18 protein-coding genes are annotated in these 12,342 nt (G+C 71.8%); 12 read left to right on the forward strand and 6 right to left on the reverse strand.

Annotated features, from left to right (window positions below):
* Nucleotides 1-65: 65 nt before the first annotated feature.
* From AB0924_RS32860 to AB0924_RS32870, 3 genes are read left to right on the forward strand one after another with little or no spacing between them, the layout of a single operon-like run.
* The gene (locus tag AB0924_RS32860; RefSeq protein ID WP_358937133.1) at nucleotides 66-917 is read left to right on the forward strand and encodes an alpha/beta fold hydrolase; all 852 of its coding nucleotides are present in this window, start codon (nucleotides 66-68) and stop codon (nucleotides 915-917) included.
* 46 nt (nucleotides 918-963) lie between these two features.
* Complete coding sequence (locus tag AB0924_RS32865) at nucleotides 964-1,218, forward strand: MoaD/ThiS family protein (protein WP_199211071.1); 255 nt, start codon at nucleotides 964-966, stop codon at nucleotides 1,216-1,218.
* Between the two features lie 4 nt (nucleotides 1,219-1,222).
* On the forward strand, nucleotides 1,223-2,455 hold the full coding sequence (locus tag AB0924_RS32870; protein WP_366913420.1) for a hypothetical protein: 1,233 nt from the start codon (nucleotides 1,223-1,225) through the stop codon (nucleotides 2,453-2,455).
* Between the two features lie 150 nt (nucleotides 2,456-2,605).
* Here AB0924_RS32870 and AB0924_RS32875 read toward each other — a convergent pair whose 3' ends face one another.
* From AB0924_RS32875 to AB0924_RS32890, 4 genes are all read right to left on the reverse strand, one after another.
* The gene (locus AB0924_RS32875) at nucleotides 2,606-2,893 is read right to left on the reverse strand and encodes a DUF1416 domain-containing protein (RefSeq protein ID WP_006348354.1); all 288 of its coding nucleotides are present in this window, start codon (nucleotides 2,891-2,893) and stop codon (nucleotides 2,606-2,608) included.
* 58 nt (nucleotides 2,894-2,951) lie between these two features.
* Nucleotides 2,952-3,797, reverse strand: a complete 846-nt coding sequence (locus AB0924_RS32880; RefSeq protein WP_358937128.1) for a sulfurtransferase — start codon at nucleotides 3,795-3,797, stop codon at nucleotides 2,952-2,954.
* Between the two features lie 136 nt (nucleotides 3,798-3,933).
* Nucleotides 3,934-4,014, reverse strand: a complete 81-nt coding sequence (locus tag AB0924_RS32885) for an Ms5788A family Cys-rich leader peptide (protein WP_351055874.1) — start codon at nucleotides 4,012-4,014, stop codon at nucleotides 3,934-3,936.
* A 200-nt stretch (nucleotides 4,015-4,214) separates the two neighbouring features.
* Entirely contained in the window at nucleotides 4,215-4,937 is a 723-nt protein-coding gene (locus AB0924_RS32890; RefSeq protein ID WP_366913421.1) for a DUF2993 domain-containing protein, read from the reverse strand.
* A gap of 126 nt (nucleotides 4,938-5,063) precedes the next feature.
* On the opposite strand from AB0924_RS32890, the gene AB0924_RS32895 reads away from it, so the two are divergent.
* Together AB0924_RS32895 and AB0924_RS32900 are read left to right on the forward strand one after the other, a co-directional pair.
* A complete protein-coding gene (locus AB0924_RS32895; protein ID WP_358937124.1) occupies nucleotides 5,064-5,324 on the forward strand; it encodes a DUF3099 domain-containing protein in 261 nt (86 codons plus the stop codon).
* 12 nt (nucleotides 5,325-5,336) lie between these two features.
* Complete coding sequence (locus tag AB0924_RS32900) at nucleotides 5,337-5,717, forward strand: VOC family protein (RefSeq protein WP_358937122.1); 381 nt, start codon at nucleotides 5,337-5,339, stop codon at nucleotides 5,715-5,717.
* Nucleotides 5,718-5,756: 39 nt separating this feature from the next.
* On the opposite strand, the gene AB0924_RS32905 is transcribed toward AB0924_RS32900, so the two are convergent.
* Nucleotides 5,757-6,119, reverse strand: coding sequence for a DsrE family protein (locus tag AB0924_RS32905; RefSeq protein ID WP_358937120.1), 363 nt, complete (start codon nucleotides 6,117-6,119; stop codon nucleotides 5,757-5,759).
* Between the two features lie 157 nt (nucleotides 6,120-6,276).
* On the opposite strand from AB0924_RS32905, the gene AB0924_RS32910 reads away from it, so the two are divergent.
* The 6 genes from AB0924_RS32910 to AB0924_RS32935 all read left to right on the forward strand — a co-directional run bounded on the left by AB0924_RS32910 (nucleotide 6,277) and on the right by AB0924_RS32935 (nucleotide 11,101).
* The gene (locus tag AB0924_RS32910) at nucleotides 6,277-7,029 is read left to right on the forward strand and encodes a hypothetical protein (protein WP_366913422.1); all 753 of its coding nucleotides are present in this window, start codon (nucleotides 6,277-6,279) and stop codon (nucleotides 7,027-7,029) included.
* Nucleotides 7,026-7,850 carry a hypothetical protein gene (locus AB0924_RS32915; protein ID WP_366913423.1) on the forward strand — a complete coding sequence of 275 codons (825 nt, stop codon included), beginning with the start codon at nucleotides 7,026-7,028 and terminating at the stop codon, nucleotides 7,848-7,850. Before AB0924_RS32910 ends, AB0924_RS32915 begins: the two co-directional genes overlap by 4 nt.
* Nucleotides 7,847-8,695, forward strand: a complete 849-nt coding sequence (locus AB0924_RS32920) for a hypothetical protein (protein ID WP_358937114.1) — start codon at nucleotides 7,847-7,849, stop codon at nucleotides 8,693-8,695. Before AB0924_RS32915 ends, AB0924_RS32920 begins: the two co-directional genes overlap by 4 nt.
* Nucleotides 8,696-8,929: 234 nt before the next feature.
* On the forward strand, nucleotides 8,930-9,505 hold the full coding sequence (locus tag AB0924_RS32925) for an FABP family protein (protein ID WP_358937112.1): 576 nt from the start codon (nucleotides 8,930-8,932) through the stop codon (nucleotides 9,503-9,505).
* Between the two features lie 182 nt (nucleotides 9,506-9,687).
* A complete protein-coding gene (locus AB0924_RS32930; protein WP_366913424.1) occupies nucleotides 9,688-10,125 on the forward strand; it encodes a transcriptional repressor in 438 nt (145 codons plus the stop codon).
* 10 nt (nucleotides 10,126-10,135) lie between these two features.
* Nucleotides 10,136-11,101: a folate-binding protein gene (locus tag AB0924_RS32935; protein ID WP_366913425.1), complete on the forward strand. Its 966-nt coding sequence runs from the start codon at nucleotides 10,136-10,138 to the stop codon at nucleotides 11,099-11,101.
* Nucleotides 11,102-11,140: 39 nt separating this feature from the next.
* Here AB0924_RS32935 and dtd read toward each other — a convergent pair whose 3' ends face one another.
* Entirely contained in the window at nucleotides 11,141-11,566 is a 426-nt protein-coding gene (gene dtd / locus AB0924_RS32940; RefSeq protein WP_358937106.1) for a D-aminoacyl-tRNA deacylase, read from the reverse strand.
* A gap of 158 nt (nucleotides 11,567-11,724) precedes the next feature.
* Here dtd and AB0924_RS32945 point away from each other — a divergent pair, with 158 nt between their 5' ends.
* Entirely contained in the window at nucleotides 11,725-12,315 is a 591-nt protein-coding gene (locus AB0924_RS32945; RefSeq protein ID WP_358937104.1) for an aerial mycelium formation protein, read from the forward strand.
* Nucleotides 12,316-12,342: the final 27 nt, after the last annotated feature.

Consider the following 12,342-nt stretch of genomic DNA (forward strand, 5'->3'; position numbering starts at 1 on the left):
TCCGAAAGCACAAAAGGACCCGGGGGCTGCGCTGCCCGAGTCCTCTGCCAAGCAGAATAGCCCACATGAGCAACCGTCCGTCAGGTCATGTGGCGCGTTCCACCGTTCGTCCGAATCACGAGACGGTCGGACGGCCCCCTATCCGGACGTTCCTGCGCACATCGGACGGAATCGCGGTCGATTCCGTATACGATCCGGGCCCAGTCGTATACGAAGCGTCCCCGTACACCGCCGCGCCGCCCTCCGGCGGCCCGGTGTTCGTGATCGCCCACGGCTTCACCGGGGACGTGGACCGCCCGCACGTGCGCAGGGCGGCGGGCGTGCTCGCCGGGTACGGCGCGGTCGTCACCTTCTCCTTCCGCGGCCACGGCGCCTCGGGCGGCCGGTCCACGGTCGGCGACAAGGAGGTGCTGGACCTCGCCGCGGCGGTGGAGTGGGCGCGCGGCTTCGGGCACACGCGCGTGGTGACCGTCGGCTTCTCCATGGGCGGCTCGGTGGTCCTGCGGCACGCGGCCCTGCGGCCCGGCACGGTCGACGCGGTGGTCGCGGTCAGCGCGCCCGCCCGCTGGTACTACCGGGGCACGGCCCCCATGCGCCGCCTGCACTGGCTGGTCACCCGCCCCGCGGGCCGCCTGGTCGGCCGCTACGGACTGCGCACCCGCATCCACCACCGGCAGTGGGACCCGGTGCCGCTCTCCCCGGTGCGGGCGGTGCCCCGGATCGCGCCGACCCCGCTGCTGATCGTGCACGGCGACCGCGACGGCTACTTCCCGCTCGACCATCCCCGGATGCTGGCCGAGGCGGCCGGTGAGCACGGCGAGCTCTGGGTGGAGCCGGGCATGGGCCACGCCGAGAACGCGGCCGGTGACGCCCTGCTGGGCCGGATCGGCGAATGGGCCCTCGGCCGGGCGGGCTAGCCTGACACCAGACTTCCCTGTTTTCCGCCGTCGATAGAGGAACCAGATGCCCAAGGTCACGGTCCGCTACTGGGCCGCCGCCAAGGCCGCGGCCGGGGTCGGCGAGGAGCCGTACGACGCGGCCACCCTCGCCGAGGCGCTCGCCACCGTGCGGGAGCGACACCCCGGTGAACTCACGCGCGTCCTGCGGCGTTGCTCCTTCATCGTCGACGGTCACCCCGTCGGGACCCGCGCGCATGAGACGGTACGGCTGGCCGAGGGCGGCACGGTCGAGGTGCTCCCGCCGTTCGCAGGAGGATGAGGCGATGAGCGACCAGCCGTATCAGGGCGGGCCGTACGAGGGGTACGACCCGTACCGGCAGCAGCCGTACCAGCAGCACCAGCACCAGAACCAGCCGCAGGAGCACCAGCAGGCCCATCAGGGGCAGCAGGCGTGGTCCGGCTACGACGAGTACGCACAACCCGGCCACGACCCCCAGCTCACGCAGCAGTGGCAGGGGCAGACGTGGGAGACGCAGACCCACGCACCGGTCCAGCCGGCCGAGGCCGCCCACCCGCTGCCGCCGGAGCAGCAGGCGTACCAGCAGCCGCGGCACGCGGCCCAGCACCACCCGCGGACCGCCGAGCCGTACGCACCGCAGGTTCAGCCGCAACCGCAGCCGCAGCATCAGGTACCGCAGCCGCAGCCGGAGACGCACGCGTCGGCACCGGCTGCGGGGGACGCCACCGGTGCCGGAACGGACCCCGGCTACGGCCCCGCCACGCTCGCCGGCAACAGCCGCGTCACCGACGCCCAGCGGGCCCGGCTCGAGGGGCGCTCCCCGATCATCGAGCCCGGCATGCAGCCGGCGCTGCTCACCGCCCTGCTGGGCCTGCTGCTGGCGGTGACGGCGCCCGTCGCCTCGTACGCCCTCGTCGTACCGCTGGTGCTGCTCCAGGCCGTGACGGCCGCGGGCTGGTTCCGGCTGAACGGCATGTGGCCCGCCCGGCAGGGCATCGCGCTGGCCTTCGCGGGAGCGCTCACCGCGGACGTCGCGGTGCTGGTCGCGGGCCGCGACCACGCGCCCGCCGCGATCCTCGGCCCGCTCGGCGTCTGGGTCCTGCTGTCCCTCGTCCTCCAGCTCCGCTCGCACGCCTCGCCCGACGAGCGGATGTACGGCCTGATGGCGACGGTGGCCTCGACGGCCCTGTCGGTCCTGGCCACCGGCTACCTGGGCGCCGACCCGCACGCGGTGTCGGTGGGCGCGGCGGCGGTCGCGGTGGCCGTCGTGGCCCGTGCCCTGCCGTTGCCGACCCCGGCCTCGGTGGTGGTCGCCGTGCTGGCGGCGGCCGGCGCGGGCATCACGGTGGGCGGCATGACCGGCTTCGGCACGAAGGGCGCCGCCCTGGGCGCGGCGGCCGGCGTCTGCGCGCTGATCGGGCACCGGGTCGCCGCTTACGACTACCCGTCCCGCTTCGTGCACTTCACGGCCGGAGTGGCGCTGCCCCTGTCGGCGGCGGCGCCGGTGGTGTGGGTGCTGGGGCGGGCGCTCGGCTAGCCGGCCGCTCCCTCCCGCGCCCCCCGGGGCACGCGGACATGCCGAAGGGCCGCATCCCCTGGCGTCCAACCCAGGGATGCGGCCCTTCGCCGTCACCGAGCCCGTCCGGCCCGCTCAGCCCGCTCAGCCCGCTCAGCCCGCTCAGCCCGCTCAGACCGCGATGGCGACCTCGGCCAGCCCGCCCTGCTGGGCGACGACCGTGCGGTCCGCCGTGCCACCGGGCACCAGCGCGCGGAGGGTCCAGGTGCCCTCCGCCGCGTAGAAGCGGAACTGGCCCGTGGCGGAGGTGGGCACCTCCGCGGTGAACTCGCCGGTCGAGTCCAGCAGCCGGACGTAACCCGTCACCGGCTCGCCGTCGCGGGTCACCTGACCCTGGATCGTGGTCTCACCGGGCTTGATCGTCGAGGCGTCCGGGCCGCCGGCCTTCGCTCCACACATGTGTCTCTCCGTAAGGGGTCTGACCAGAAGGTCGGTCGGGAAGGGTTGGTTGGGTGGGTTACTTGCCGGAGCCGAGCTCGATCGGCACGCCGACCAGGGAGCCGTACTCGGTCCAGGAGCCGTCGTAGTTCTTGACGTTCTGCACACCGAGCAGCTCGTGCAGCACGAACCAGGTCAGGGCCGAGCGCTCACCGATGCGGCAGTAGGCGATGGTGTCCTTGGCGAGGTCCACGTCCTCCTGGGCGTAGAGCTCGCGCAGCTCGTCGTCCGACTTGAAGGTGCCGTCGTCGTTGGCGTTCTTCGACCACGGGATGTTCGCGGCGGTCGGGACGTGGCCCGGGCGCTGGGACTGCTCCTGCGGCAGGTGGGCCGGGGCGAGCAGCTTGCCGGAGAACTCGTCGGGGGAGCGGACGTCGACCAGGTTCTGCGCGCCGATCGCGGCCACGACTTCGTCGCGGAAGGCGCGGATCGAGGCGTCCTGCGGCTTGGCCTTGTACTCGGTGGCGGTGCGCTCGGGCACGTCGTCGCCGGCCACCAGCTCGCGGGCGTCCAGCTCCCACTTCTTGCGGCCGCCGTCGAGGAGCTTGACGTTCTCGTGGCCGTACAGCTTGAAGTACCAGTAGGCGTAGGACGCGAACCAGTTGTTGTTGCCGCCGTAGAGGATCACCAGCGTGTCGTTGGCGATGCCCTTCTTCGACAGGAGCTTCTCGAAGCCCTCCTGGTCGACGAAGTCACGACGGACCGGGTCCTGCAGGTCCTTGGTCCAGTCGATGCGGATCGCGTTCTTGATGTGGTTCTTCTCGTAGGCGGACGTGTCCTCGTCCACCTCGACGATGGCGACGTTCGGGTCGTCCAGGTGCTCCTGGACCCAGTCCGCGTCTACGAGGACGTCGCTGCGGCTCATGCTCTTTCTCCTCCGGGGCAGTTACGGCGGGGCGTACGAGTGCGTGGGTGCGGGCGCTCGGCTGCGGGCGGCGCACGGGTGCCCTTCGAAACAGGGCGGTGGGGAACGCGGAGGGCCGGGGGCGGCCGCTACCGCTTCAGAAAGGGCGACAGAGCATGGCGGCAACGCGGCACAGGTCCACTGCCCGCCGCTTCGTGAGATCCGCCTGTCGCCTCATGGGTTCGATCGTAGGGATGTCTGGGCGGACGTGTCACCGGCATGTCGCATTCTGAGACGCGATCGTCCGCATGATGGGAACGAAAGAGCGCCCGGGCCGTCGTCGTACGGTCCCCGGGCGCTCGTCCACGCTCTTCCATCTGCGGTACGGACGCGGGTGTCTCGACTGCCGGACACCCGCTGTCTCCGCCGGCTGTCGTACTACCCCGCCAGCTTGACGTCCGAACCCTTCACGGTGATCTCCACGCCGTCCTCCGCGGCCCGCACCTCGTCCAGCTCGATGCCGCCGGGCAGCCGGTCGACGGCCTGCTGGAAGTCGGTGACCGAGCGGATCAGGCCCTCCGCGAGATCGAGGCCGCCGAACCTGGGCACGCCGTCGGCCTTGACCCGCACCTTGTTGTCCCGGACGGTGACCGAGCTCAGCAGGTGGATCGTGCCCAGCCCGGAGACCTTCACGGCCATCTTGATCTTGCCGTTCCCGCCGTCCGACAGGCCGACCACCTGGGCCGTGAGTCCCAGGCCGAGCGGGGTGGGCTCCGACTTCGCGGCCTTCAGCAGCTCGTCGTAGGCGATGGTCGCCGTGCCGGTGGCGTCGGCGGCGGTGGCGGAGCTGTAGTCGCCGGAGAAGGTCACGTCCCGCATGTCGGCCCTGAGGTCGTCGATGCGGATCGTCTGCGAGCCCTTGCCGGTGGCCGCCTCGTAGTCCTTGACGCCGACCTCCACGTCGTCCAGCTCGCCGCTCGCCATCTGCGTGAGGAACGGGAAGCCCTTGATGGACACGTCGGGGGTGCTCGCCAGGTTCTCGGTGGTCTTCAGCCGGTCGGCCACCTCGCCCTCCGCGAAGTGCACCGCCACCCGGTCCACGACCACGAACAGCAGACCGAGGATCACGAGGAGGATCAGCAGTATTCGCAAGGCGCGCATGTGGTGTTCCCCCGGGTCGGCGATGGTCTGGATACGCCACGGTAACCGTGCGGGGCGCGGCATGCGGAAGTTTGTCGATCAGTTGTGACAGCGGCGGGGCCGGGCCCCGCGGCCTACGCTTGAACCATGCTCGCCCGTCGACGGCACGTCTACTTCGCCATGATGGGGACCTGCATCGGTCTTTTCGTCCTGGCGTGGGGAGTGGTGCGCCTGTGGTCGGTCCCCGCGGCCGTGGGCATGTGTGTGGTGGCCATGGTCATCCCGCCGGTCGCCGCGATGATCGCGAACCGGCGGGGACCGGACGACCGTTGGTGGGACGACCCGTCCGGAGACCCGAAGTCCGACGAGTGGTGGGACGAGCTGGACGGCAAGAAACGCCGTCAATAGGAGGGGGCCCGTATGTCGTCCGCACGGCTGTCCACGGTGGTGCTCGACGCGCGGGACGCGCACGCGCTGGCCGGCTTCTACCTGCGCCTGCTCGGCTACGTCGTGCGCGCCGAGGAACCCGACTGGGTCCTCATCGGGCCCGCGGGCGGCGGCACCGCGCTGTCGTTCCAGACGGAGCCCGGCTACGTCCCGCCCGTCTGGCCCGGCCGCCGTCCCGGCGACCAGCAGATGATGCTGCACCTCGACATCGAGGTCGACGACCTGGAGAGCGAGACCGCACGCGCGCTCGCCGAGGGCGCGACGCTCGCCGCGCACCAGCCGCAGTCCGACGTCCGGGTGCTGCTGGATCCCGCGGGGCACCCCTTCTGCCTGTGGACCCGGCAGGGCGAGTGAACCGGCCGGAACGGCCGTCCCGGTTCCGGGACGGCCGTCTCAGTAAACGAGCGCCTGGGTCCCGTCGGCCAGCGCCTCCTGCACGAAGACCTGCGCGCCCGCGATCCGTACGCCCTCGATGACGTCCTTCTCGGTGATCTCGCGCCGGGCCGCGCACTGGGTGCACAGGGTGACGCGGCCCGCGGCGAGGACCGAGTCGATCAGGTCCGGCAGCGGCGCCGCGTGCGGCAGCTCGAACTCGGCGGCCCGCCCCGGCAGCGCGAACCAGGACGACTCCCCGGTCAGCCACAGCGAGACCTCCACCCCGCTGGCGACGGCCACCGCCGCCACCGTGAACGCCTGCGAGCAGCGCTCGGGGGCGTCGGCCCCGGCAGTCACCTTGATCACGAGCTTCTTCGCCATGCCCGAATCGTAATCAACGCCGCCGCAACTCCCGGACCTGGCCATGGGTCTGCTGTGAGGCGTGGATGCGGAGTTCACGCTTCCCGTTCTGTGGGGGGACGTCTTGGAAGAACCAGAAGAGCCGGAAGAGAGACCCGTCGCGCCGGATGTTCCGGCTGTGGCGAATGATCCGGTGGCGTGGGACGACAGCGGCGCGGCGGACACCTCCGGAGCACCCGTCGCACCCCGGCCCCGCCGGCGCGGCCGTGCGGCCCGGCTGATCGGTGCCGGTGCCCTGCTGGGGCTGGTGGCCGGCGTCTGTGCCGGGTACCTCGTCCAGGCCGACCGCGAGCCCACGAAGCTGTCCTCGCTCTCGCAGCCGGTGATCAAGCAGGCCAAGGGCGAGGCCGAGCCGCTCTCCGCCGCCCAGGACCGCAAGGTCAGGACCGACGGCGACCTGCGCAAGCTGCTGCTGGCCAAGCCGCGCGGCGCGAGGGATCTGGACTGGCTGCCCCGCGACGGCTGGCTGGACCTGGCCGCCTACGCCGACGGCTACACCCGCCCGGGCGACAAGTTCAGTTCCCTCGTGACGGACCAGTTCCGCCGCGCCGCCGTCACCGGATGGAAGACCGACGCCTCGTACAGCGTGGAGATCCGGCTGGTCCAGTTCCGGCAGGAGGACTCCATGGCGGCCAGCGACACCAGCCACAACCTGGAGGACTGGGCGGAGAAGAAGCCGGCGACCGAGAGCCGGGCCATCCCGGGGACCGGGGACGGCAGGGCGTACGTCCACGACCGGGCGCCGTCATACAGCGCCGAGGCGCACGCCTGGCGCGGTGATATCGCGATGGAGATCTGGGTCTACGGCACCACTCCGATCAGCGGGAAGACGATCACGGACCTGGCCGAGCGGCAGATGGAGCGGCTGTGACAGACCACGACGAATCCCCCGAAGTGGCCGCACCGGCCGGTCCGGCCACGCCCGCCATGTCCGCCGCCATCGCCCGAAAGCCCGGCCGTCGGGGCCGTGTCGCCGCCGTCGTCGGTTCCGTGCTGCTGGCCGGAGCCGTTCTCGCCGGGGCGGGCTGGACGGTCGTGACCGTGCGGGGCGCCGATCGCGACGCGGGCGGCCCCGCCTGGAAGTTCCCCCAGGCGGAGGTCGGCAAGGACGAGGAGCGCGCGCGGCATGGGCTCGCGGGGATGCTCGTCCCCTACGGCACCGGTACCTGGGTCCGCGGCCCCGACATGGGGGAGTTCGGCTCCGACACACAGCTCAACGGTGCTCAGGCCACTGCCCTGCGGAAGAGGTCGCTGAGCGGTCTGCCGCGCTCTGAACGCACGCTGCTGGAGCGGCAGATCGACCGTCAGCGCATCAAGGGCATGGCCATGCGCAGCTACTACAGCGGGCAGTCCCGGGCCTACCTGTGGAACGAGGAGATCTACACGGTGAGCATCGTGCTCGCCCAGGTCGGGGACAGCGCCACGGTCCGCAACGCCTCGCGGTACCTCCATGAGGCCCTGAGCGGCCTGCGTTCGGGGCCGAAGATCAAGGGCTACGAGAAGGACGCCGCGTGCGTCCGCCCGCCCAAGGGCGGCGACCAGGAACTCGACGGGATGTTCTGCACGGCGTTCGTCGGCGATGTCGTGGTCACCGTCACCGCGTACGGCGCCCGGCCGCTGGACGCCGACGGGGTCGCGAAGCTCGTGCGTACCCAACTCGACCGCATAGACGAGCCGGGGAAGGCCGTATGAGCGAGCAGGAGACGACCATCGCGACACCTGGGCAGCCCGTGACACCGGCGCCGCCCGAGTCCCCGCCGCCCACCCCCGGCCGGGACCGCCGAGTTCTGCGGGCCGTGCTGCGCTGGACCGCGGCCGTCGTGGCGTTCGCGGCGGTCGGGGCGGGCACGGCGTACGGGATCACCCGGATGGAGCGGACGGACGTACCCGGACTCGCCACCGAGTCGGACGGCCGCTGGGACTACCCGGAGCTGACCAGGCCCCCGCTGCCCGCAGGCAGCCCGGCCCCCTTCGCGGAGTCGAACCGGGCCGGCTCGCACTACGCCGACCTGCGCGACCTGCTGCTCCCCGCCCCGGAGGGCGCCAGGGAGGACAGGGCGCTGCGCGGCCGGGACGGCTGGCTGGCCACCGGCACCTACCTGGCGGAGTACCCGCGGAAGGAGGAGCGGGACGAGCTGCGGCAGAAGCTCGTCGACACCGGCCTGCGGCACATCGCGGCCCGCGGCTGGACCATGCCGGACGGCACCCGGACCCGGATCTACCTGCTGCAGTTCGGCACGGCGAACGTCGTGGAGAACGAGTTCGCCAGCGACAACGTCGCGTACAGCGTTCCCGCCCGTCAGGTGCGCGGTGTCGGCGAGGCCGGCTACGACGAGCGCTTCCCCGACGCGGCCGCGGTGTCCGGGACCGAGCGCACCGCGTACGTCGAGACCAGGCCCTACGGCGCCGAACAGGTCCGTCAGGCCTACGTCGCCGCGGGAGACGTCTACGCCGTGATTCTTCAGTCCCGGAAGGGTTCCGCCCCCGCGATCCCGTTCCAGCAGACGGTGGTGCTGCAGAGCCAGCTGCTCGGCTGACCATCCTGAAGAACCCCGACGAACCACCTCGGAAGGAGGGCCGTGCCCCGGCCGCGTAAGCTGGGCCCCGGCTCTGTTGTACGCCCACCCTCGCTCAAGGAGCACCTGTGGAGATCTTCTTCGAATTGCTGCTGGTCCTGGTCTGCGTCGGCGTTCTCGCCTTCGCCGGTCTGACCGTGAAGAAGCTTTACCAGGGCCAGCGCTGACCACCCCCACCCAGGAACTCTGCCGATCATGATCGAGATCCCGTCCGACCTGCACAAGGACCTCGTCCCGCTCGCCTTCCTGCTCGGCGACTGGGCCGGCGCCGGCGTGCACGACTTCCCCGGCTCGGAGAAGTGCAACTTCGGCCAGGAGGTCACCTTCAGCCACGACGGCCGGGACTTCCTGGAGTACCACTCCCGTACCTGGGTGCTGGACAACGACGGCAACAAGGTCCGCCCGCTGGAGTCGGAGTCCGGCTTCTGGCGGATCGACGCCGAGCGCCGGGTCGAGGTGACGATGACTCGCGACGACGGCGTCATCGAGATCTGGTACGGCGAGATGGCCGACAAGAAGCCGCAGATCGACCTCGTCTCCGACACCGTCGCCCGCACCCCCGACGCCCCGCCCTACAGCGGCGGCAAGCGGCTGTACGGCTACGTCAAGAGCGACCTGATGTGGGTCGGCGAGAAGCAGACCCCCGAGGTCGAGCTGCGCCCCTACATGTCGGCCCACCTGAAGAAGGTCGTCACCCCGGAGGACGTCGAGCGCTGGGCCAAGGCCCTGCCCGACGACATGCCGGACGACGGCATCGCGTTCTTCAAGTAGGCCCCGCCTGCGGGCCGGCCCGTTCCGTGGCCGGCCCGTTCTCCGGCCGGGCCGTCTTTCCACCGGTCCGTCCGCTTTCCACAGGCCCGTTCGCCGGCAGGCCCGCCTCGCGGCGGCCCCGTCCGGCGGGCGGGCCTGTCGGCGCGTGAGCCCCGACGGCCGGTGGCCCTAGACTTTCCCGTGTGGTGAGCACCGACTGGAAGAGCGACCTCAGGCAGCGCGGCTACCGGCTCACGCCGCAGCGGCAACTCGTGCTCGAAGCCGTGGACGCCCTGGAGCACGCGACCCCCGACGCCATCCTCGGCGAGGTGCGCAGGACCGCCTCGGGGGTCAACATCTCCACCGTCTACCGCACGCTGGAGCTGCTCGAGGAACTCGGTCTGGTCAGCCACGCCCACCTCGGTCACGGTGCGCCCACCTACCACCTCGCCGACCGCCACCACCATCTGCACCTGGTGTGCCGCGACTGCGAGAACGTCATCGAGGCGGACGTGGACGTGGCCGCGGACTTCACGGCCAAGCTCCGCGAGCAGTTCGGCTTCGACACCGACATGAAGCACTTCGCGATCTTCGGCCGCTGCAAGGACTGCACCCTGAAGGGTTCAACTACCACGACGTAGGCTTGCCCGTATGAAAAGCCCTCTGCTGTCCCTGCCCGGCGCCGTCCCCGGCGAGGGCGTGGACGAAGGCGTCGCCGCCCACTACGGCGAGCTGTTCCGCGAGCAGCGTGCCCTCGCCGACGGCACCGGTTTCGTCGACCTGTCCCACCGCGGGGTGGTCACCGTCACCGGCGAGGACCGGCTGAGCTGGCTGCACCTGCTGCTCACCCAGCACGTCAGCGACCTGCCGGCGGGCGAGGCCACCGAGGCCCTGATCCTCTCGGCGAACGGTCACATCGAGCACGCGCTGTACCTGGTGGACGACGGCACCACGGTCTGGGCCCATGTGGAGCCCGGCACCGAGGAGGCGCTGGTCGCCTACCTGGAGTCGATGAAGTTCTTCTACCGGGTCGAGGTCGCCGACCGCACCGCCGACGTGGCGGTGGTCCACCTGCCCGCCGGCTCCATCGCCGAGGTGCCCGAGGGCGTCGCCGTGCGCGAGACGGCGTACGGCCGTGATCTCTTCCTGCCGCGCGCCGAGCTGGAGTCGTTCGCCGCGAAGTCCGGCCCCGCCGCCGGTCTGCTCGCCCACGAGGCGCTGCGCGTGGAGCACCACCGCCCCCGCCTCGGCTTCGAGACCGACCACCGCACCATCCCGCACGAGCTGGGCTGGATCGGCACCGCCGTCCACCTCCAGAAGGGCTGCTACCGCGGCCAGGAGACGGTGGCCCGGGTGCAGAACCTGGGCAAGCCGCCCCGACGGCTGGTCTTCCTGCACCTCGACGGCAGCGACGTGCACCTGCCCGCCCACGGCACCGACATCCGCCTCGCGGACGAGGGCCCCGACGGCCGCAGGATCGGCTTCGTGACCACGTCGGTGCGCCACCACGAACTGGGCCCGGTGGCCCTCGCCCTGGTCAAGCGCAACGTACCGCTCGACGCCCGGCTGGTGGCCGGGGAGACGGCCGCCGCCCAGGAAGTGATCGTCGAGCCGTAGGGTGCCTTCGCGGGGCGACGGCGATCCGGCGGACGGGCCCTACATCTCGAGCAGCACGGTGAACGGACCGTCGTTCGTCAGGGACACCCGCATCCGCGCCCCGAACCGTCCCGTCGCCACCGTCGCGCCCAGCGCCCGCAGCTGGGCGACCACCTCGTCCACCAGCGGCTCTGCGACATCGCCGGGCGCTGCCGCGTTCCAGGTGGGGCGGCGCCCCTTGCGGGCGTCGCCGTAGAGGGTGAACTGGCTGACGACGAGCAGCGGCGCGTCGACGTCGCTGCACGACCGCTCGTCCTCGAGCATCCGGATCGACCAGAGCTTGCGGGCCAGCTGGGCCGCCTTCTCCTTGGTGTCGTCATGGGTGACGCCGACCAGGACGCACAGGCCCTCGCCCTCGATCGCGCCCACCGTCTCGCCGTCCACGACGACGCTCGCGCCGTCCACCCTCTGCACCACCGCACGCATGCCGACCATCATGCCGGGTGGCCGGTCCCTGGACACGGTCGGCCCATTATTGATCCTTACGCCCCCATGTGGGGCCGTTCGGGGGCACTCGGTCACATAGCGGCGACTTGGGGTGGCACGATGCTTCCACACGCCGGTCGAGGGGACGGTCACACCACATGAGCACACCGAGTACCGGTTGGCTGGAGACGCACTCGCCGCCCGCGCAGCGCGGCGAGGAGCGGCCCGGCCCGGCGCTGCCCGCGGAACCCGCCGAGTACGACCTGACCCGGCCGAGCCTTCCCGAGCTGCGCACGCTGCGCCGCGACGCCCAGCGCGACGAGGCGGACCTCAGCTATGTGCGGCGGCTGCTGCAGGGCCGGATCGACATCCTGCGCGCCGAACTCGCCCGCCGCGGCCGGGCGTCCGTGCCGGCGCCCGCGGACGCCTCGGTGGTGGAGCGGCTTCCGGAGATCCTCACCGACGCCCCGGCCCGCCAGCGCTCCTCGGCCCGCCATGTCACGCTCGGCACCCCGCTCAACGAGGAGTACCGGCTGCTGGCCGCCGAGATGCTCGGCGAGGTCGAGCTGTCGGACCTCGGCGCCCGTACCGACCGGGAGCTGACCTGCGCCATGGGCCGCCTCGTCGGCTACGAGCAGGAGGTGTCCCGGCGCCGCCAGCGGCTCCAGCGCATCACGGACGACTGCAGCGGGGAGATCGCCCGCCGTTACCGGGTGGGCGAGGCACAGGTCGACGACCTGCTGACCTGACCTCCGCACGGTGGCCGGCCGGGCGGG

Source organism: Streptomyces sp. NPDC047869, from assembly GCF_040704065.1.
GTDB lineage: Bacteria > Actinomycetota > Actinomycetes > Streptomycetales > Streptomycetaceae > Streptomyces.

Coding starts and splice junctions, on each gene's coding strand:
- AB0924_RS32875 (WP_006348354.1), bottom strand. CDS start 2,893: ATGTGTGGAGCGAAGGCCGGCGGCCCGGACGCCTCGACGATCAAGCCC.
- AB0924_RS32895 (WP_358937124.1), top strand. CDS start 5,064: ATGCTCGCCCGTCGACGGCACGTCTACTTCGCCATGATGGGGACCTGC.
- AB0924_RS32890 (WP_366913421.1), bottom strand. CDS start 4,937: ATGCGCGCCTTGCGAATACTGCTGATCCTCCTCGTGATCCTCGGTCTG.
- AB0924_RS32905 (WP_358937120.1), bottom strand. CDS start 6,119: ATGGCGAAGAAGCTCGTGATCAAGGTGACTGCCGGGGCCGACGCCCCC.
- AB0924_RS32900 (WP_358937122.1), top strand. CDS start 5,337: ATGTCGTCCGCACGGCTGTCCACGGTGGTGCTCGACGCGCGGGACGCG.
- AB0924_RS32870 (WP_366913420.1), top strand. CDS start 1,223: ATGAGCGACCAGCCGTATCAGGGCGGGCCGTACGAGGGGTACGACCCG.
- AB0924_RS32935 (WP_366913425.1), top strand. CDS start 10,136: ATGAAAAGCCCTCTGCTGTCCCTGCCCGGCGCCGTCCCCGGCGAGGGC.
- AB0924_RS32860 (WP_358937133.1), top strand. CDS start 66: ATGAGCAACCGTCCGTCAGGTCATGTGGCGCGTTCCACCGTTCGTCCG.
- AB0924_RS32925 (WP_358937112.1), top strand. CDS start 8,930: ATGATCGAGATCCCGTCCGACCTGCACAAGGACCTCGTCCCGCTCGCC.
- AB0924_RS32880 (WP_358937128.1), bottom strand. CDS start 3,797: ATGAGCCGCAGCGACGTCCTCGTAGACGCGGACTGGGTCCAGGAGCAC.
- AB0924_RS32885 (WP_351055874.1), bottom strand. CDS start 4,014: ATGAGGCGACAGGCGGATCTCACGAAGCGGCGGGCAGTGGACCTGTGC.
- dtd (WP_358937106.1), bottom strand. CDS start 11,566: ATGCGTGCGGTGGTGCAGAGGGTGGACGGCGCGAGCGTCGTCGTGGAC.
- AB0924_RS32865 (WP_199211071.1), top strand. CDS start 964: ATGCCCAAGGTCACGGTCCGCTACTGGGCCGCCGCCAAGGCCGCGGCC.
- AB0924_RS32945 (WP_358937104.1), top strand. CDS start 11,725: ATGAGCACACCGAGTACCGGTTGGCTGGAGACGCACTCGCCGCCCGCG.
- AB0924_RS32920 (WP_358937114.1), top strand. CDS start 7,847: ATGAGCGAGCAGGAGACGACCATCGCGACACCTGGGCAGCCCGTGACA.